A 20672-nucleotide genomic window follows, 5' to 3' on the forward strand; every position below is an offset into this window, starting at 1 on the left:
CTACCACTCCAATTCTTGTGCATCCAATACCTTTTCGTTTTCTATTTCTTGAGATATAATACCGTCCTTAAGTCTTATAATTATATTAGACATCTTCGTTATTTCTTCATTATGAGTTGCAAGAATGATTGTAGTTTCATACTCTTTGTTTATTCTTTGAAGTAGGGATAAAATATCTTTTGAAGTTTTGTAATCAAGAGCACCTGTAGGTTCATCACAAAGCAGTATTTCAGGCTTTTTTATTAAAGCACGTCCTATTGCACATCTCTGCTGTTGTCCACCTGATAATTGTCTTGGATATTTATTTTTGTGTTCCCATAAACCTAAATCTTTTATTAATTTTTCAATATCCATAGGGTCATTGTGTATAAAAGAACCCACTTGAATATTTTCCGTTACGGTTAAGTCCGGAATTAAATTGTAAAATTGAAAAATAAAGCCTAAATATTTTCTTCTAAAATTTGAAAGAGCATTTTGTTTTAAACTGGAAATTTCACATTCATTTATTATGATAGATCCGCTGTCAATTTTTTCAAGTCCGCCAATAGCATTAAGTAAAGTTGACTTTCCAGAACCTGAAGGTCCCAATAGAGTACAAAGTGCTCCTTTTTCTAAAGAAAAATTTATATCTTTTAAAACGGAAATTTTATTTTCATTTGTTCCATAAGATTTGTTTAAATTTTTTACAACTAAAAACATAAATACCTCCATAAAAATTTATTTAACTATAAACCAATTATAGCACTTTTGATATACATTATCAACAATAAAATTTTATAACAGAAAGTATTTTTTAATTTGATTATTAAATAAATTTTTGCGGTATATTAGTTATGTTATAGATGAAAAATATAGTATAATATAGATGAATTATTTTTAATATAAAAAATTTTATTTAATATATAAATTGGAGTACATTATGGAGTTTGTTTTAAATTCAAAATTTAAGCCTACGGGAGATCAACCTGAGGCTATTGAAAAAATTTCGGAATCGATTAAAAAAGGAAATAAAGAAATAATTTTAAAGGGCGTTACGGGTAGCGGAAAGACTTTTACAATGGCAAATATTATAGAAAAAGTTCAAAAGCCAACACTTGTGATTGCGCATAATAAGACTTTGGCTTATCAGCTTGCGAGTGAATTTAAAGAATTTTTTCCTAACAATGCTGTTGAGTTTTTTGTGTCCTATTATGATTATTATCAACCTGAAGCCTATGTTCCACAATCCGATACTTATATAGAAAAAGACAGCTCAATAAATGATGAGATAGATAAACTTAGACACTCCGCTACAATGTCTCTTTTTGAAAGACGAGATGTAATCATTGTTGCTTCCGTTTCTTGTATTTACGGTTTAGGTGATCCAATAGACTATGAAAATTTAGTTGTTTCATTAAGACCGGGAATGATAAAAGATAGAGATGAAGTTATAAGAAAACTTGTGGATATTCAATATGTAAGAAATGATATTAATTTTATTCGTGGTACTTTTCGTGTAAGGGGAGACAGTTTAGAAATATTTCCGGTTTCTTCTTCTGAAAATAGTATTAGAGTAGAATTTTTTGGAGATGAAATAGATAAAATTTCAGAAATTGATGCCTTAACAGGAAATGTTATCGGAACTCGTGAGCATGTTGCAATTTATCCTGCTTCTCACTTTGCTACAAGTGCGGAAAAAATAGAAAGAGCTGTTGGTACAATTTCAAAAGAATTGGAAGAAAGACTTTTAGTTTTAAATCAAGAAAATAAATTAGTTGAAGCGCAAAGACTTGAACAGAGAACAAAATATGATTTGGAAATGTTACAAGAAATTGGATTTTGTAGTGGAGTAGAAAATTATTCTGCTCATTTAAGCGGTAGAGAAAGAGGTTCAAGACCTTATACTTTGATTGATTATTTTCCTGATGACTTTTTAATTATTGTAGATGAAAGTCATGTTACTGTTCCACAAATTGGTGCAATGTATGAAGGAGATAGAAGTAGAAAACAAAATTTGGTAGATTACGGTTTTAGATTGCCTTCTGCTTTGGATAACAGACCATTAAAATTTACAGAATTTGAAAGTATGGTAAATCAAATCTTATATGTATCTGCAACTCCTGGCAAGTACGAAAAAAGTCATAATTTAGAAGAAGTTGAACAAATTATAAGACCTACAGGACTTTTGGATCCTTTAATTGAAGTTAGAAAGACAGAAGGACAAATTGATGATATAATTGGGGAAGTGAATTCAGTTATTAAAAAAGGTGAACGTGTTTTAATTACAACTTTGACTAAAAAAATGGCTGAAAACTTAACGGACTATTTAAAAAATGTAGGAATAAAAACAACTTATTTGCATAGCGATATTGATACGATTGAACGTATGGAAATAATTAGAGATTTGCGTGTTGGAAAGTTTGACGTTTTGGTTGGAATAAACTTGTTAAGAGAAGGACTTGACTTGCCTGAGGTAAGTATGGTTATAATTATGGATGCAGATAAGGAAGGTTTTTTGCGTTCTGAAACTTCTATGATACAAACAATCGGACGTGCTGCAAGAAATGTAAACGGAAGAGTTATTATGTATGCAGATAGAATTACAAAGTCAATGGATGTGGCAATTAAGGAAACAAATAGAAGACGTGAAATTCAAAATAAATACAATATAGAGCATAATATTACTCCGAAGAGTGTTAAGAAAGATATTAGAGAGATTATTCAAGCTACAAAGGTTGCTGAGGATAATGTGGATTATAAAACAGAAGATGTTGAAATTACAGATTATGAAAGTTTCATTGAAGATTTGAAAAATGAAATGTTATCTGCTGCTGATTCTTTAGATTTTGAAAGAGCAGCATCAATTAGGGATGAAATAAAGAGATTAAAGGAAATGTGGGGATTAGATGTCTAAAAATACAATTAGAATTAAAGGAGCAAAAGTAAATAATTTAAAGAATATAGATTTGGAAATTCCAAGAGATAAAATGGTTGTTTTTACAGGACTTAGTGGAAGTGGAAAATCATCTTTAGCTTTTGATACAATTTATGCCGAAGGGCAAAGAAGATATGTTGAGAGCTTATCAAGTTATGCAAGACAATTTTTAGGTCAAATGGATAAACCTGATGTTGAATATATTGATGGACTAAGTCCGGCAATTTCTATTGATCAAAAAACTACAAATAGAAATCCAAGATCTACAGTTGGAACAGTTACAGAAATTTATGATTATTTGAGATTGCTTTTTGCAAAAATTGGAATTCCAAAATGTCCAATATGTGGAACCGAGATAAAAAGTCAAAGTATCGACCAAATGGTTGATAGAGTTATGAAACTTGAAGAGAGAAGTAAGATATTTGTGTTAGCTCCTGTAATTCGTGGAAAAAAGGGAGAGCATAAAAAACTTTTAGAAAATATAAAAATTCAAGGTTTTGTTCGTGTAATTATCGATGATAAAGAATTTGAACTTACAGAAGAAATTGAATTAGATAAAAATAAAAAACATAATATTGATATTGTAGTTGATAGACTTGTTGTAAAAGAAGGGATTGAGTCAAGACTTACAGAGAGTTTAGAAACCGCTTTTAAATTTAGTGATAGTATTGTAAAAGTTAAAGTTGTTGATGGAGAAGAAATTTTATTTTCTGAAAAAATGTCCTGTCCTAACGGGCATATTTCATTTGATGAAATTGAACCTAGAACTTTTTCTTTTAACAGTCCTTTTGGAATGTGTCATGATTGTAATGGACTTGGAAGCCATAAAATTATAGATCCGGATTTAGTGATTCCTGATAAGAATAAATCACTCTTAGATGGAGCTATTGAATGCTACAATATGACTACCGGAGAAGATGGATACTATTATAAAATATTTCACGAAATCATAAAATATAACGGTTTTGATGAAAATACTCCTTTTAAAGATTTAAGTAAAGAAACTATAGATGAACTTCTTTATGGGACAGGATCAAGAAATATAAAATTTAGGTTTGAAAGTAAGTTCACAAATGAAAATAAAACTTTTAATAAACCATTTGAAGGAATAGTAAAGAATTTGGAAAGAAGATATGCTTCTTCTCCAATGTCTTCTATGAGAGAAAAAATTGAAACAGTGATGTCTGAAATGGAATGTGAAACTTGTAAAGGAAAAAGACTTAATGAAAAAGCTCTTTCAATTTTTATAAGAGATAAAAATATTTCAGATGTTACTGCAATGTCCGTTCAAAAATTAAATGAATGGTTTAATGATTTAGAATTAACAGAAACTGAAAGTATTATTGGTGAAAGAATTTTAAAGGAAATTAAAGAAAGACTTAAATTTTTAAAAGATGTAGGTCTTGAATATTTAACTTTGGCAAGAAGTGCAGGAACTCTTTCAGGAGGAGAAAGTCAAAGAATTAGACTTGCAACTCAAATTGGTTCTGGGCTTGTTGGAGTTGTTTATGTTTTGGATGAACCAAGTATAGGTTTACATCAAAGAGATAATGAAAAACTTTTAAATGCTTTAAGAAATTTAACAAATCTTGGAAATACATTGATTGTAGTAGAACATGATGAAGATACTATTCGTTGTGCCGACCATATTGTAGATATTGGACCAAGAGCAGGTATTCATGGTGGAGAGGTTGTTGCACAGGGAACTCTTAAAGATATTATGAAGAGTAAAAAATCTATTACAGGTGCATATCTTTCAGGAAAAAGTAAAATAGAAGTTCCTAAACAAAGAAGAAAATACACAGATACAATTAAAGTTTTTGGAGCAAGAGAAAATAATTTAAAAAATATTGATGTTGAATTTCCTATCGGTGTTTTTACTTGTGTAACTGGTGTTTCCGGAAGTGGAAAGAGCAGTTTGGTAAATTCAATTTTAAATAAAGAATTGTCAAACAAATTAAATAGGAGCAAACAAAAAACAGGAAAATTTGATAGGATTGAGGGCTATGAAAAGCTTGATAAAGTTATTGAAATTGACCAAAGTCCAATAGGTAGAACTCCGCGTTCAAATCCTGCAACTTATACTAAACTTTTTGATAATATAAGAGATGTCTTTGCTATGACTACAAAGGCAAAAATGAAAGGATATAGTAAAGGTAGATTTAGTTTTAATGTTCATGGTGGCCGTTGTGAAGCTTGTAAAGGAGACGGAACAATAAAGGTTGAAATGCACTTTTTACCTGATGTATATGTACCTTGTGAAGTTTGTGGTGGTAAAAGATACAATAGAGAAACTTTGGAAGTAACATATAATGGAAAAAATATTTCAGATATTTTGGAAATGACTGTTGAAGATGGACTTAAATTCTTTGAAAATCATCCTTCAATAAAAAGAAAATTACAAACTTTATATGATGTAGGATTGGATTATATTAAGATTGGTCAAAGCTCAACAGAACTTTCAGGTGGAGAGGCTCAAAGAGTTAAACTTGCATCTGAACTTGCTAAACGTGGAACGGGACAAACTGTTTATATTTTAGATGAACCAACTACAGGATTACACATTGATGATATAAAAAAATTGATTGAAGTTTTAAATACCTTAGTTGAACAAGGAAATACTGTTATTGTAATAGAACATAATTTAGATATGATAAAAATTGCAGATCATATAATTGATTTAGGTGTTGAAGGTGGCGACGGTGGAGGAACTATTGTCGTAACAGGAACTCCGGAGGAAGTTGCAAAATGTGAGAAGTCATATACGGGTCAATTTTTAAGAAAAATATTAGGAGGGCAAAATGGATAAATATATTTTAATTTTAACAGATACTTTTGAAGAAGTTGAAGCGCTCACTCAAGTTGATTATCTTAGAAGAGCGGATATTAAGGTCGATATGATTTCAATTACAGGAAAACTTCAAGTTACAAGTAATAGAGGAATAACTGTTTTAGCTGATGATTTGATTGAAAATATAAATTTAAAAGAATATGCAGGTATTATTATTCCTGGTGGACTTCCTGCTGCTTTTGACATCAGAGAGGATAAAAGAGTTTTAGAAATAATAAAGAAATTTGACGAAGAGCATAAATTGATTTCTGCAATTTGTGCAGGACCTTCAGTTCTTGCAAAAGCAGGTGTTTTATCTGGAAGAAATGCAGTAATTTATCCTGGAATGGAAGATGAATTGCTTGATGCAAATGTTAAAGAAGATGCAATTTGTGTTGACGACAATATAATTACGGCAAGAGGAGCAGGACTTGCAGGAGAACTTGCTTATACATTGATTAGAAAAATAAAAGGGAAAGTTCAAGAAAAACAAGTTCGTTTTATGTCTGTTGATTATTTGTTGAGGGATTTTATTCTAAAGGAAGAAAAGAATGAAAAATAAAAAAATAGAATTTAACTCTTTGAAAATTGAAGAGCTTGAAGATTTATTTTTGAGTTTGGGAGAAAAGAAGTTTAGGGCTGAACAATTTTTTAGATTTATGCACCAAAAGAAAAACTTTGAAATAGAAAATTGCAAACAACTGCCTAAAGTTTTAATTGAAAAACTAAAGGAAATAGGATATATAAATACTTCTTCAATTTATACAAAATATGAATCAAAGCTGGATAATACAAAAAAATATTTGATTAAATTATATGATAATAGAATAATTGAAACTGTATTTATGGACTATGGAAGTTATTGTACTGTTTGTATTTCAAGTCAAGTAGGCTGTAGAATGGGCTGTACATTTTGTGCGTCAACAAAAGAAAATTTCAAAAGAAATTTAACTTCTGCTGAAATGTTAAATCAAATTTATCTGATAGAGAATGATTTGAATTTAACTATAAATAATGTTGTTATTATGGGTATTGGAGAACCACTTGATAATTATAATAATGTAATAGGATTTTTGAAAATTATAAATTCTGAAAAAGGTAAAAATTTAAGTCTTAGGAATATTACAATTTCAACATGTGGGCTTGTCCATAATATTTATAAATTAGCTGATGAAAAATTACCCGTAACACTTACAATTTCGCTACATAATCCATTCCAAAAGGAAAGAAGAGAGATAATGCCTATTTCCGACAATTTTTCAATTGATGAAATATTAAAGGCTTGTAAATATTATTTTGATAAAACTTCAAGAAGAGTGAGTTTTGAATATACAATAATCAAAGGACAAAACGATTCAAGAGAACATGCATTAGAGCTTAAAAATATTCTAAAGGGCTTAAATTGCCATATTAATATAATTCCTTTAAATTCAATAAAAGAGTTTGATGGAGTTGCACCAAGTACAAAGTATATTTACTCTTTTAAGTCAATGCTTGAAAATTATGGAATAAATGCCACGATAAGAAAGAAACAGGGCGATGATATAAACGGAGCTTGTGGGCAACTTAGACAAGGTGTATTAGAAGAGGAGAATTAACTGACTGTGAAGTCAGTTTTTTATTGTAAAACAACAAGGTTCTCTGGACCCCACCCGATGCGAAGCATCGTGGAAGGGTTGGGTTCTTATTAAAAAAATTTCTAATAAAATATTTAGAACAATCAATATTCATTATTAAAAGTTTTTATAATTTGATAATTTTATTATTTGTAAATTTCAATATTTACTAAAATTAATTATATAAAAAATTTATATATATGTATTTTATATAATAAGTAATATTTATTGATAAACGCTTATAAATATTGAAATTTCAATAAATTATAAAATAAGAAAAAATTATTTAGACTATCAAATCAAATTTTTAAAAATGATTATTATTATGCTATAATGGGCAAACATTTAATAATCTTTAATGATTATAAAGATTGTTTATATTTTAAAATTGGAGGTTAGTATGAGTAAGTTTTATGAAGATGCATTATTATTTGCTAAGGAACATATTTTGCCTTATGCAAAAGAGATTGATGAAAAGATGGAATTTCCTGTTGAATCTTTTAAAGAAATGGGAAAAGCTGGATATTTCAAATTGATGATTCCTACTGAACTTGGGGGATTAGGAAAAGGAATGACAGAGCATTCTGAAGCATGTATGGCTTTTGCTAAAAGTAGTGCAACAGCCGGACTTTGTTATATGATGCATAATGTTTGTTTAAGTATTGTTTTGAAATATGCTAGCGATGAGCTAAAAAGCAAAATTGTTAAAGATGTTGTTGAAAATAATAAGTTTTTAGGATTTGCTTATTCAGAGTTTGGATCAGGGACAAATTTTTATCGACCTGATATTAAAGCTGAGTTTAATGATAAAGAAGTAATTTTAAATGGAACAAAGAGTATGGTTACATCTGCTGGACAAGCTTCTTATTATCTATTGCTTTCTTCTTCAGAATCAGGTGAAGGAATTGATAACTGGATTGTTCCTATTGAAACTGAAGGTGTTGAATTTAAGCAAAGCGAATGGCAAGGTTTAGGAATGAGAGGAAATGTTTCTTGTCCTATGGAATTTGTAGATGCTCATTTGTCGAAATCATATAGAATAGGTAAAATTGGAGATGCTATGACTCATATTTTTGAAGTTGTTGCACCTTTCTTTATTACAGGTTTAGCTTCAGTTTATACAGGTGTTTGTGAAGCTGTTCTTTCAGAAGCGTTAAGTCATGCAACAAATAGGAAACATACTTTTGGTTCTAAACTTGCAGAATATGAAACTGTACAAACACATATTTCAAGAATATATTCTCAAACTAATGCTGCAATCTTAGGAACAAAAGAAGCAGCCAGAGCTGCTGATGCTGGAGAAAGTGATGCTATAGTGAAAATTATATCAGCTAGAATTTTTGCGTCAGAGGCCGCTATTGAAGTTGCAAGATTAGGAATGAGAGTTGGAGGTGGAAAAGCTTATAATAAAATGGGAATAATGGAAAGACTTTTAAGAGATTCTTATGCCGGACAAATTATGGCACCAAGTGTTGATGTTTTAATTCTTTGGTTGGGAAGAGCTCTTTTGGGACTACCTTTAATCTAAATTTCAATTTTTTAATAAATAGGCTTTTTTGCTTAAATTTATCTTAAATATTTACAAAATAGGAGGAACATATATGAATAAATTAAAAGTTGGAGCAGTAGTTTATGCACCTAGAGTTACTGTTATTTGGGGGATAATTGCCGATTTCTTCAAAGAAGAAGGTTTTGAAATTGAACCGATTTACTACAAAGACTATAGATCACAAGTTGACGGACTTATGAAAGGAGAAATTGATGTTGCTTGGAATTCTCCTCTTGCGTGGTTAGATGCTAATTTAAGAACTAATGGGAAAGCACTAAATGGTTCTATGAGAGATACAGATAATGATCGTTCAACTTATTTGGTTGTAAAAAAATCTTCAAATATAAAATCTATAGAAGATTTAAAGGGAAAAATGATAGGATTTGGTGCTATTGATTCTCCTCAAGCCAGACTTATACCTATATATAATTTATATCAACATGGTCTTGAATTTAATAAAGATTATGTTGAAAAAAGATTTGATATAGGAATTGGACTTCATGGAGATCATGTCGGTGGAGAATTGGATTCAGCAAAAGCTATGCTTAATGGCGAAGTTGATGCTACTTGGATGTTGGATTTGAATTATGATGCATGGATACAAGACGGAACTATTGATAAAAATCAAGTTGATATAATTTATAAAACTCCGTTTTTTGATCATTGCATTTTTTCAGGAAGACCTGATCTTAAAGTTGAAAAATTTGAAATGTTTGCAAAAATTTTACACAAAATGGATTACAATAACCCTGAACATAAAGAAATGATGGATATGGAAGGGCTAAAAAAATGGGTTATTGGTCGAACAACAGGATTTGAACAAATTAAAAATGCAAATGAATATATTAATTTTTTAGAAACTTTTTATAAGTAGGTATGAGATGAAAAAAACTTTTAAACCATTTACAACTTCTCTTATAGGAAGTCTGCCAAGAAGTAAAGAGATAATGGCTTTGAAGAGAAGATTAAAATCTGATGTAGATTTCAAAAAGAAATATGATGAATTAATAAAAATCGAAACGGAAAAATTGGTTAAACTTCAAGAAAAATATTCAATAGATATAATAACTAATGGAGAATTGGCAAGAGATAATTATGTTTCTTTTGTAGCAGATAGGATAGATGGAGTTGTTATGATGAATATGGGTGATATGCTTGAATATATAGACGATAAACAGGCGTTCGAACAAATCTTGGAAACACTTGATGTTCCATCTGTTAGTATAAAAAATGCTATTTGTAACGGTGTTTTGAAATATAATAAAAGTTTAGTTTCCGATGAGATAAAATTCTTGAAAAAAATTACAACTTCTTCTGTAAAAGCAACACTTCCGGGTCCCTATCTTATGACAAGATCTATGTGGCTTCCTGCTCTTAGTAAAAAATTTTATAATAGCAAAGAAGAATTAGGTAAAGATGTAGTAAAAATTTTAAAACAAGAGATTGACAATTTAATAGAAGCTGGTGTTGATATAATCCAGTTCGATGAGCCTGTACTTACAGAAGTTGTTTTTTCTGAAGGAAAAACAAGATCTTTTATGTGTGCTGCTCTTTCTGAAAGAAAGGATCCTACAGAGGAATTAATATTTGCTACTAATTTAATAAAATGTGTTATGGATTATATGAAGGATAAACCTGTACTTAGTTCACTTCATGTTTGTAGAGGAAACTGGAGTAAGGATGAGAGTATTTTGCTTAAAGGACCATATACACCTCTTGTTCCTCTTTTTGAAGAAACATCTCCAAATATTTTGACGCTTGAATTTTCAACTCCTCGTGCAGGAGAGCTTGATTCTCTATTATCAAGTGAAAAAATTAAAGAAAATTCAATTCTTGCGCTTGGAGTTATAAATCCTAGAACGGATGTTATTGAAACAGCACAATCAATAATTGACAGAGCTAGAGAAGCGTTGAAATTTATATCTAAAGAAAGACTTTGGTTAAATCCTGATTGTGGCTTTGCTACTTTTTCAAATAGACCTGTAAGTACATTTGAAATAATTGAAAAGAAGTTTGAACAATTACAAATAGCTAAAAATGCTTTAAGAGAAATGTATGAGTAGTTTATATGAATCATATAATTATGACGCTTCCTACAGAGCAGTTTTAAGTTCTAATGATGTTGTAAAAGTTTTTACAGAAAAAGACTTTATTGAAGTGAATTCTCAGATAAGTTTTGATATAGAAGATAGCAATAAAACTTCTTTTAATTATTTTGCAAGCTCAATTATTTCAGGGATAATTCATAATTTAATTTTTGTTTCAAAAAAACTTAATATAAAATTAGAGGATATTGAAGGGAAAATTAAAATAAAACTAAAAAATCCGCTGACAGTATTAGCTGTTAAAGGCTATTCTGAAGAAGCAAAAATTGATAGTTGTGATATCACAGTATATTTGTTTTCAGATCTTGAAGATGATGAATTAATTGAATTTTGCAAAAAATCTTTGAATAGTTGTTTTATTTATAACACACTTAAGGATTTAATGGATATTAATATAAAATTTATTCCAATATTATAAAACTTTTATTTATAGACCTAAATTATTAATTGAAAAGTTAATGATTTTAGGTCTATTTTTATATATTTTCCAAGACTGACAGAAATACTAAAATATTTTTAAAAAGGTATTGAATTGTTTTCATAATAATGGTAAAATATAATTGGTTTAGATATTAATATAATTTAGGAGGCGTATTATGGTAGAAAAAAACGTTATAATAAAAAATGAAACGGGATTACACGCAAGACCTGCTGCATCTTTAGTTCAGTTTGTTAAGAAATTTGATGAAAGCATTGAAATTATTTTGGATAACAAAGTGGCTGATGCGAAAAGTATTTTTAATGTTATGAGTTTAGGCATTTCTAAAGGAACTGAAGTAACATTGAGAGTTGATGGAGAAAATGAAGAAAAAACTTTAGGAGAAGTTGTAAACTTCATAGAAAATTTAGCTGATTAATTTTAAGGATAGCTTCTCGAAAGAGGAGCTTTTTTGGTGTGTTATTATGAGAATATATAATGGTTTTTCTGTTTCGGACGGAATTGCATATGGCAAAGCTATAACTTTGTTTTATGAAAAGAATTTTATTAAAGATAATATATCTGATGATGAAAAAGAAAAGGAAATAAAAAGATTTGAAAATTTGTTTTCAACTTATTTAGATGCTGATAGAATTAAAGCAGAAGATGAAAAACTTGAAAACTTACTAAATGTTCATACTGAATTGATTGATGATCCATTTTTAAAAGATACAATAAAGAATAAAATATTAAAAGAAAATAAGTCTTTAGAAAAAGCAATAGAGGAAACTTTTGCTCATATTTGTTATGAGTTAAATAATCTTGACTCCGACTATATGAGAGATAGAATTTATGATTATATTTCAATTCAAGAAGAATTTATGAAAACTTTAAATTCTGTTGAGGATGTTAAAATTTTTGAAAATAAATTTATACTTTTTACAGAAAATTTATCTCCAAAGATTATTGATAAATATAAAGAACAATTAGTGGGAATTGTTTCAAAAAATGGGGGAAAAACTTCTCATGCTTCTTTATATGCAAAAAATTTGCAAATTCCGTATATTATCTGTGATTCTTTAGATTTGGAAGAATTAAAAGATAAAAACTTTGATTGTATTTTAGACTGTGTTGAAGAAAAATTAATTTTAAGTCCTGATGAAGAAATGATTAATTCGTATAAAAAATTATTAAAGTCTTCACAAAAAGAGTTTTTAGATAATAGTATAGTAAGGACAAAAAATAATAGATATATAAGAGTCTGCAGTAATATCTCAAGTTTTGAAGAATTTGAAGTTTCTCTAAAGAACGGAACGGATGGTTGTGGATTGTTTAGAACTGAATTTTTATATATGTCCGATGATTCGCCAACTGAAGAATATCAATTTGAAGTTTTTAAAAAACTAGCAGAGAGTACAGATAAGCCTATTATAATTAGAACTTTTGATATAGGAGCAGATAAAAAGTCAAAATTTTTCAGATTGGATGAGGAAAAAAATCCATTTTTGGGACTTCGTGGATTTAGAATTTATAAAGAATTCCATAAAGAGTTAAGAAAGCATCTAAGAGCCATTTTAAAAGCTTCAGCTTATGGAAATATAAAAATTATGATTCCAATGATAACAACATTAGATGAGGTATTATGGATTAAAAATGAAATTTTGAAAATTAAAGATGAATTGAGAGAGGAAAGAATAGATTTTGATGAAAATATTGAATTTGGAATAATGATAGAAACTCCCGCTTCAGTTTTTCTTTTTGATATTTTAGTTAAAGAGGTTGATTTTGTAAGTATAGGGACAAATGATTTAGTTCAATATATGTTGGCTTGTGATAGAGAAAATTCCAAAATGCAACAACTTTATGACTGCTATAGTCCGTCAGTTATTCGTTCTATTCATCGTGTAGTGGATATTGCACATAGAAATGGAAAAGTAGTTTCAATGTGTGGTAATTTCGCTAGTGAATTAGACGCAGTTGAATTATTAATTTTACTTGGAATTGATGAATTTAGCGTTACTAATGATGTATTGCAAAGAATAAAGAAAAGAATAAAATTATTTGACCATAATAATTATTTAGACTTTTTTGATAATATAAATAAATTTAAAACCGGTAGATCAGTTATAAATTATTTTGATAACAAATAGAAAAAGATAAATGTTAATTTTTTGTAATATTATTGTAATTATTTTGTAACTTTTTATGCTTTTTTTACTACATTTTGTAAATTTTATGTTATAATAGTCCTGATAGTTATATATAATAATAATTGAGGTGATAATTTGTTAGAATTTATAGAAGTAAATAAAGTTTATAAAAACGATGTTTGTGCTTTGAAGGATCTTAGTTTCAAGGTTGAAGACGGAGAGTTCGTCTTTTTAATAGGAGCCAGTGGCGCCGGTAAAACAAGTATTATAAAAATGCTTTTAAGAGAAATAAAACCTACAACAGGTGAAATAATCGTTGATAATGTAAATATAGTCAAGTTAAGAAATAGAAAAATTCCTCAACTTAGAAAAACAATGGGCATTGTATTTCAAGATTTTAGATTATTAGAAGGAAAAACAGTTTTTGATAATATAAAATATCCATTACAAATTTTAGGAGTTTCTAAAAAAGAGATAAATAAAAGAGTTAAAGAAATTTTGGAATTAGTAGGATTGTCTGATAGGGCAGATTCTTTTCCAAACCAATTATCCGGTGGAGAACAACAAAGAGTTTGTATTGCAAGGGCTCTAATAAATAGACCGAAATATTTAATTGCAGATGAACCTACAGGAAATTTAGATCCGAATACTTCAGAGGAAATTATGAAGCTACTTTTAGATGTAAATGCTAAAGGTACTACAGTTATAGTTTCTACTCATGATAAAGATATAGTTAATAAACTTAAGAAGAGAGTTATTAGTATGGATCATGGTGCAATGATTAATGATGAGGAACGTGGAGGTTATTTCGATGAGTTCAATTAGAAGATTTTTTTCTGCAATAGGAGAAGGCTTAGTTGGTCTTTGGAGAAACAAATCTATGGGTGTTGCTTCAATTGTTTCTATTTGCTCAATGCTTTTAATTCTTGGAGGAATTACTTTTGGGGTTTTTGTAGCAAATAATGTAGTAGAAGATATGAAGACAAAGGTTGACCAAATTGATGTTATTTTGGAACCGGAAGTTACATCAGAAAGAGTTTTTAAAATTAAAGAAGAGTTAAAAAGAATTGAAAATGTAAAAGAAGTAAATTATGTTTCAAAGGAAAAAGCTTTAGAAAAAATGAAAGAACAGTGGAAGGAGAATTCATTTTTATTAGACGGAATGGAATCAGCACTTCCTGAAAGTTATGAATTAAAAGTTGAAAATATTGAAAATTCAAATACAGTTGCATCTAATATATATAATATTAAAGGTGTTGAAAAAGTTGTATATTATAAAGATATAGTTGATAAAATAACAAAGATGTCAGAAATGGTTAAATATGTAGGAATTACATTAGTTGGTGTTTTGTTATTGGTAAGTTTCTTTATAATGTCAATAACTATTAAACTGACAGTTATTGCAAGAAGAAAAGAAATAAGCATAAAGAAATATATAGGGGCGACAAATATGAGTATCACGGGACCTTTCATTGTAGAGGGTATGGTTCTCGGGTTGCTTGGTGCAGGGATATCTTTTGCGATGATATTCTTTGCTTATAAATATGTTTATAATAGCTTTGCTTGGGGAGTAAATAATTTATTTTCTAATTATCTTTTACCTGTTAATGTTTTCGGGTTTTATGTTGCAGTAGCATATTTTGGAATAGGTATTGGAATTGGAATTTTAGCATCAATATTCTCAAGTAGAAAATATATGAAGGTTTAGGTGGTTTTGTATGAAAAAAAGAAGATTTATAGCGTTAATACTTTTGTTTTCAATGTTAGGTTCAGGAATGATTTCTCATGCTGACAAAGTTGATGATTTGAAGAAAGAAAAACAAAATCAAGAACAAAACTTAGAAAGCAAGAAAAAATCTATTAAAGATATGACTACTCAAAAAGATTCAGCTTTTAAGGAAATTGTTGAAAAGCAAAAAATTATTGATCAGTTAGATAAAGATCTTACCGATTTAGAAGATTTAATTACTAAACTATCTGAAGAAATTCAAGCTTCAAAAGAAAAAATAACAATTTTAGAAGATAGAATCTACGAAAAACAAGAACTTTTTAAGAAGAGAGTTCGTGTAATGTATGGTAATAAAGATTTGAATTCTATTGAAGTATTATTCTCTGCATCAGATATAAGAGATTTTATATCAAGATATTTTATGATGCAATCAATTGCTGATTATGATAAAAAGTTAATTACAAGTTTAAAAAACGATAAGCTTGCTTTAGTAAAAGAAAAAGAACAACTTGAAGCAAGAAAAGAAGAAAAAGTAGTTAAGAAAAAAGAAATGGAAGTAAAATATCAAGCTTATACTGAAGAAGTTGAAAAGAATAAACAACGTATTGCAAAATTGGAAGAAAGCATAGAGTTTACAAAATCAGAAGTTGATAAATTACAAAATAAAGTTAAGAATTTAGACGCAAATATAAGTTTTGAAGAAAAAGTAAAAGCGGATATTTTAAGAGGAATGAACGAAAAGAAGATTCAAAAAGATATTGATGACGGTAAAATAGATGCTCGTCCATCAAATGGAGAAATGATGTGGCCACTTAAAGGTTACCATAGAATTTCCAGTCCATTTGGTTGGAGAAATGCACCGATTGGTAGTGGTGGAGAAAGACATAGGGGAATTGACATTCCTGCTCCTACGGGTACTCCTGTGTATTCTGCAACTGATGGTGTTGTAATTTCATCAGGTTGGAATGGAAGTTACGGTAATGCTGTTATGATAAAATATACAAATAATATTGTTATTGTATATGGACATAATTCTAGTTTAGTTGTTTCAGCAGGACAAAGAGTAAGTAAGGGACAAGTTATTTCTTTAGTAGGTTCTACAGGAAATTCAACAGGACCACATTTACATTTTGAAGTAAGATATAATGGATATCCAGTTGATCCTCTAAAATATTTGAATCACTAGGAGCAATAATTTATGATAAAAAACAAAAAAATTACGATTTTTTTAGTCTTGATGATATTTTTAAGTTCATTTATATCATTCAAGGCTGGACAGAATTCTTCAGTTGTAACAATACAGAATACAAAGAGTGGAGAAACTGCTGATTATGGTAGTTTTAAATCATTTGTAGATGCAATAAAAGATAAATATTATTTCGATATTGATTATGAAAAAATGAATACTGAAATAAAAAAAGCAATATTTTCTTCTTTAGGAGATCCTTATACTCAATATATGACTGAAAAGGATATGAAGGAACTTCAAAAGACTAGTACTGGAAAATTCATTGGGATAGGTGTTCAGGTTAGTGTTAATGATAAAGGAGAAGTAGTTGTAGTAGCTCCTATAAAAGGAGGTCCAAGTCAAAAGGCGGGTATTCAGTCTGAGGATGTTATAGTAAAAATTAATGACGAAGAGTTAAATAAAAATGATTTAGAATCAGCTGTTAAACTTATGAGAGGAAATGAGCAAATAGGTTCAGAGGTTAAGGTTACAATTAAAAGAGTTGTAGATTCTGAAGAAAAGATTATTGATTTTACTATAAAAAGAGAAGAAATAACTACTGAATCTGTAATTTCAAAACTTTTAGATAATGGAATATTATATGTTCAAATTACTAATTTTGCTGAAAAAACGGGAGCGGATTTTGAAAAAGCTATAGATGAAGGTCTAAGTAAAGGAGCAAAATCTTTAATAATTGACCTTAGAAATAATCCGGGAGGATTGTTAACAGCGGTTAAACAAGTTGCAGACAAACTTTTACCTGATTCTACAATTATGAAAATTGTAGATAGCAAAGGAAAAGAAACTGTTGAAAAGGCAAGTGGAAAAGGAATTGATATTCCTATAGTAGTTTTGATTAATAGAGGCTCAGCTTCTGCATCTGAAGTATTAAGTGTTGCACTTCATGATAATAAGAAAGCTACATTAGTTGGAGAAAAGTCTTTCGGAAAAGGAATTATTCAATCAATCTTTCCTATAAGTAATGGTGGAAAGACTGAAGGAATAAAAATGACTGTTGCTGAATATTTTGGACCTAATGGAACAAAAATTCATAAAGTCGGATTGGAACCTGATTATAAGGTTGAACAAAGTAATAATTCTAAAATTGGAATAGAACATTTAGATACAGATTCACAATTGAAAAAGGCAATAGAATTGTTGAAGTAATATTTTGGATTTTAAAAAAGCAACTGTAATTTTTTATAGTTGCTTTTTTGTACAAAAATAAAGTAAAATTTATAAAATAATTATATTGATGTTTTTAGTTAATTTTTTATAAATTATTAATTTTTTAGCGTTGATAGAAAAATTATTTCAAAAAATTTTAAATAAAGATATTGAAATATCAACATTAAAAAATTCAAACTTGACTTATTGAAATATTTAGAATATAATATTTTTATGGAAACTAGATGTTTTCATATAGTTTTTTTAAGGAGTGTTTTATGTCTTTTTATATGAATTCAGATAAAGGAAATGTTAGAAAAAATAATGAAGACAGTTTTCTTTTTGAACAGTTTGAAAAATTGAATATATTAATTCTAGCTGATGGTGTAGGAGGACATGAACATGGAGAAGTAGCATCAGAAAAAGCAGTTAATGTAGTTATGAAATACATAAAAGATAATTATAAACTGTATTCTAATTATTCTCATTTATTAGTAGACGCATTTTGCGAGGCTAATAAAATTATATATGAACTTAATTTAGAAAAAATTTCCGGAGAAGATGAAATTTCTAAAAGACTTATGGGGACTACGCTAGAAACACTTCTAATAGATGGGGATACTTTGTATTTTGCTCATGTTGGGGATAGTAGAATATATATAAAAGATGTAGATTTTAGAATGTTAACAAAGGATCACTCCTTGGTTCAATATTTATATTCAAGTGGAGCATTGACAGAAGAGGAAGTAAAAAATTATAATGATAAAAATTCCATATTAAGAGCAATTGGAATTGAAAAATATGTAGAAGTTGATGTTGACTCAATTAGAATTAAGCCAAGAGATATTTTGCTTGTTTGTTCTGATGGGCTTACAAACGAACTGGATGATGAAGAAATTTCAAAAATGTTAGATTTTAAATATAGTGCAAAAGAAATGGTAGATAATATTATATTTACTGTTAAGAATGGTTTAGCAAGAGATAATGTTACTGTAGGAATTTTTAAAAATGATGAGGAGATTTTATGTTAGGATCAATTTTAAATGGCAGATATGAAATAATTGAAAAAGTTGGAATTGGCGGAATGGCCATTGTATATAAAGCTAAAGATATTTATTTAAAAAGAATTGTTGCTGTTAAGGTTTTAAAGGAACAATATCTTGAAGATAAAGAATTTATCAAAAAATTTGTTATAGAAGCTCAATCTGTTGCTAATTTAAATAATCAAAATATTGTTAAAATTTATGATGTAGGACAACATATAGAAGATGGTAAAACACATAACTATATTGTTATGGAATATATAAAAGGAAAAACTTTAAATGAATTAATAAAGGACAAAGGTAGATTAAATTCCAATGCTGTGGTTTCTATTTCTAAACAAATAGCAAATGCTTTAGATTGTGCACATAAACATCATATAATACATAGGGATATAAAGCCACATAATATTATTATAGATGAAAATTTGAATGTTAAAGTTACTGATTTTGGAATTGCAAGAATTGCTACAAGTTCAACTATAACTTACACTTCATCAGTGCTTGGAACTGTACATTATATTTCACCTGAACAGGCAAAGGGGAAATTTATTGATGAAAAATCAGATATTTATTCTCTAGGTGTTGTTATGTATGAAATGGTGACAGGTAAAGTTCCTTTTGATACTGATAATGCTGTTGGAATAGCGATGCAACATATAAATGAACCACTGGTTGAGCCGATTAAGTTTGTGCCAAATTTAGAGTCTTGGTTGAATGCAATTATTGTTAAATGTATGGAAAAAAATCCGGAAAATAGATTTGAAAGTGCTGAAAGTTTAATCAAAGCATTAGATGATAAGCGTATTGAAAATAATCAAAAGGTTACTTTTAATGATAATTCTAATAGAGCACTATATAAGGAGTCTGTTTATAAAACAAGTAAAAATAAAGATGTTAATAAACCGATTATAAAAAATAATAATAAAAATAGAGAACAGTTAAATAAGAAAAAAGGAATTTTTGACTATACTGTAACTTATGTTGTTCTAGCTTTATTAATAATTGCTTCTGTATTCTTTATTTACAGATTAGCAGTTTCCAACAAAGCTACAAACACTGTAAAAGTACCGGCAGTTATTGGTTTGGATAAAGATGAAGCTATAAAATTATTAAAAGAAAAGAAGCTTAATGGATTAATCGTAAAGACTGTTAATGATGACTCTGTTGAAGCCGGAAAGATTGTTCAACAATCTCCTAATCCTAATGCCGAAGCAAAAGAGGGAACTAATGTTGAATTAACTGTAAGTGTAGGAAAAAATAAAACGATAGTTCCAAACCTATCAAATGTTGAGTTTGAAAAAGTTGAAGAACTGTTGAAGAAGAGTGATTTGACATTGGGTAAAGTTGAAAGAAAATATGATGATAAAGTAGATGAAAATAAAGTAGTAAGCCAAAGTGTAAACTATGGTGAAGAAGTTGAAAAAGGAACTAAAATTGATATTGTAGTAAGTAGAGGTAAAGAAGATAAAAAGGTAGAAGTGCCTGATTTAATTGGAAAAACTGAAGCAGAGGCAATTAAGGCTCTTTATGATAGCGGTTTAGCTGTTGGTAGAACTGAAAAGAAAGCAGATTCCCAAAAAGCAGGAACTGTAATTTGGCAATCTTATGGAAAAGGAGTAAAGGTTGATGCAGAAACTAAGATTGACATCGTTGTAAGTTCAGGAAAATCAAATACTGATAATGTATTAAATTTAACTTCTTATAGCGAATCAGATTCTGTTACAAAAAAATATACTATAAATGAGCCAAGTAAGAATTATCTTTTATTAGTTACTAAAAACACTGAAAATGGTGAAACTAAGTTATATGAGAAAACAATGGTTACCGGTGGAGGAAAGCTGACAATAAATATAAAGGCTAAATCTACCGATAAATTCAATGTTTATGTAAACGGAGAACTTATTTTATCAGGTGAGAATTAAT

The 20672-nt window shown here is 28.7% G+C and carries 17 protein-coding genes; 16 read left to right on the forward strand and 1 reads right to left on the reverse strand.

Annotated elements, in window-relative coordinates:
- Positions 1 to 699 carry an ABC transporter ATP-binding protein gene (locus tag ACMX2D_RS00735; RefSeq protein WP_414972354.1) on the reverse strand — a complete coding sequence of 233 codons (699 nt, stop codon included), beginning with the start codon at positions 697 to 699 and terminating at the stop codon, positions 1 to 3.
- 220 nt (positions 700 to 919) lie between these two features.
- Here ACMX2D_RS00735 and uvrB point away from each other — a divergent pair, with 220 nt between their 5' ends.
- The 16 genes from uvrB to pknB all read left to right on the forward strand — a co-directional run bounded on the left by uvrB (position 920) and on the right by pknB (position 20671).
- On the forward strand, positions 920 to 2893 hold the full coding sequence (gene uvrB, locus ACMX2D_RS00740) for an excinuclease ABC subunit UvrB (RefSeq protein ID WP_414972355.1): 1974 nt from the start codon (positions 920 to 922) through the stop codon (positions 2891 to 2893).
- Complete coding sequence (gene uvrA / locus ACMX2D_RS00745) at positions 2886 to 5723, forward strand: excinuclease ABC subunit UvrA (RefSeq protein ID WP_414972356.1); 2838 nt, start codon at positions 2886 to 2888, stop codon at positions 5721 to 5723. Before uvrB ends, uvrA begins: the two co-directional genes overlap by 8 nt.
- Positions 5716 to 6306 carry a DJ-1 family glyoxalase III gene (locus tag ACMX2D_RS00750; RefSeq protein WP_414972357.1) on the forward strand — a complete coding sequence of 197 codons (591 nt, stop codon included), beginning with the start codon at positions 5716 to 5718 and terminating at the stop codon, positions 6304 to 6306. The genes uvrA and ACMX2D_RS00750 overlap by 8 nt, the downstream gene beginning before the upstream one ends.
- Positions 6296 to 7342 (forward strand): dual-specificity RNA methyltransferase RlmN, encoded by a 1047-nt coding sequence (gene rlmN, locus ACMX2D_RS00755; RefSeq protein WP_414972358.1) that lies wholly within the window; start codon positions 6296 to 6298, stop codon positions 7340 to 7342. Before ACMX2D_RS00750 ends, rlmN begins: the two co-directional genes overlap by 11 nt.
- Before the next feature lie 418 nt (positions 7343 to 7760).
- The gene (locus ACMX2D_RS00760; RefSeq protein WP_029948604.1) at positions 7761 to 8888 is read left to right on the forward strand and encodes an acyl-CoA dehydrogenase family protein; all 1128 of its coding nucleotides are present in this window, start codon (positions 7761 to 7763) and stop codon (positions 8886 to 8888) included.
- A gap of 73 nt (positions 8889 to 8961) precedes the next feature.
- Positions 8962 to 9783, forward strand: coding sequence for a phosphate/phosphite/phosphonate ABC transporter substrate-binding protein (locus tag ACMX2D_RS00765; protein WP_004833077.1), 822 nt, complete (start codon positions 8962 to 8964; stop codon positions 9781 to 9783).
- 7 nt (positions 9784 to 9790) lie between these two features.
- Positions 9791 to 10972, forward strand: coding sequence for a 5-methyltetrahydropteroyltriglutamate--homocysteine methyltransferase (locus ACMX2D_RS00770; protein WP_414972359.1), 1182 nt, complete (start codon positions 9791 to 9793; stop codon positions 10970 to 10972).
- Complete coding sequence (locus tag ACMX2D_RS00775) at positions 10965 to 11432, forward strand: OsmC family protein (protein ID WP_029948606.1); 468 nt, start codon at positions 10965 to 10967, stop codon at positions 11430 to 11432. Before ACMX2D_RS00770 ends, ACMX2D_RS00775 begins: the two co-directional genes overlap by 8 nt.
- A gap of 178 nt (positions 11433 to 11610) precedes the next feature.
- Complete coding sequence (locus tag ACMX2D_RS00780) at positions 11611 to 11871, forward strand: HPr family phosphocarrier protein (protein WP_414972360.1); 261 nt, start codon at positions 11611 to 11613, stop codon at positions 11869 to 11871.
- 46 nt (positions 11872 to 11917) lie between these two features.
- A complete protein-coding gene (ptsP, locus tag ACMX2D_RS00785; RefSeq protein WP_414972361.1) occupies positions 11918 to 13582 on the forward strand; it encodes a phosphoenolpyruvate--protein phosphotransferase in 1665 nt (554 codons plus the stop codon).
- A gap of 135 nt (positions 13583 to 13717) precedes the next feature.
- On the forward strand, positions 13718 to 14407 hold the full coding sequence (gene ftsE, locus ACMX2D_RS00790) for a cell division ATP-binding protein FtsE (RefSeq protein WP_009447864.1): 690 nt from the start codon (positions 13718 to 13720) through the stop codon (positions 14405 to 14407).
- The gene (ftsX, locus tag ACMX2D_RS00795) at positions 14394 to 15290 is read left to right on the forward strand and encodes a permease-like cell division protein FtsX (protein ID WP_414972362.1); all 897 of its coding nucleotides are present in this window, start codon (positions 14394 to 14396) and stop codon (positions 15288 to 15290) included. Before ftsE ends, ftsX begins: the two co-directional genes overlap by 14 nt.
- 10 nt (positions 15291 to 15300) lie before the next feature.
- On the forward strand, positions 15301 to 16497 hold the full coding sequence (locus tag ACMX2D_RS00800) for a murein hydrolase activator EnvC family protein (protein WP_414972363.1): 1197 nt from the start codon (positions 15301 to 15303) through the stop codon (positions 16495 to 16497).
- A 12-nt stretch (positions 16498 to 16509) separates the two neighbouring features.
- Positions 16510 to 17706, forward strand: a complete 1197-nt coding sequence (locus ACMX2D_RS00805) for a S41 family peptidase (RefSeq protein WP_414972364.1) — start codon at positions 16510 to 16512, stop codon at positions 17704 to 17706.
- Positions 17707 to 17984: 278 nt separating this feature from the next.
- Positions 17985 to 18737 (forward strand): PP2C family protein-serine/threonine phosphatase, encoded by a 753-nt coding sequence (locus tag ACMX2D_RS00810; RefSeq protein ID WP_414972365.1) that lies wholly within the window; start codon positions 17985 to 17987, stop codon positions 18735 to 18737.
- The gene (gene pknB / locus ACMX2D_RS00815; RefSeq protein ID WP_414972366.1) at positions 18731 to 20671 is read left to right on the forward strand and encodes a Stk1 family PASTA domain-containing Ser/Thr kinase; all 1941 of its coding nucleotides are present in this window, start codon (positions 18731 to 18733) and stop codon (positions 20669 to 20671) included. The genes ACMX2D_RS00810 and pknB overlap by 7 nt, the downstream gene beginning before the upstream one ends.
- Position 20672 lies beyond the last annotated feature (1 nt).

Source organism: Parvimonas oralis, from assembly GCF_047608425.1.
Classification (GTDB): domain Bacteria; phylum Bacillota; class Clostridia; order Tissierellales; family Peptoniphilaceae; genus Parvimonas.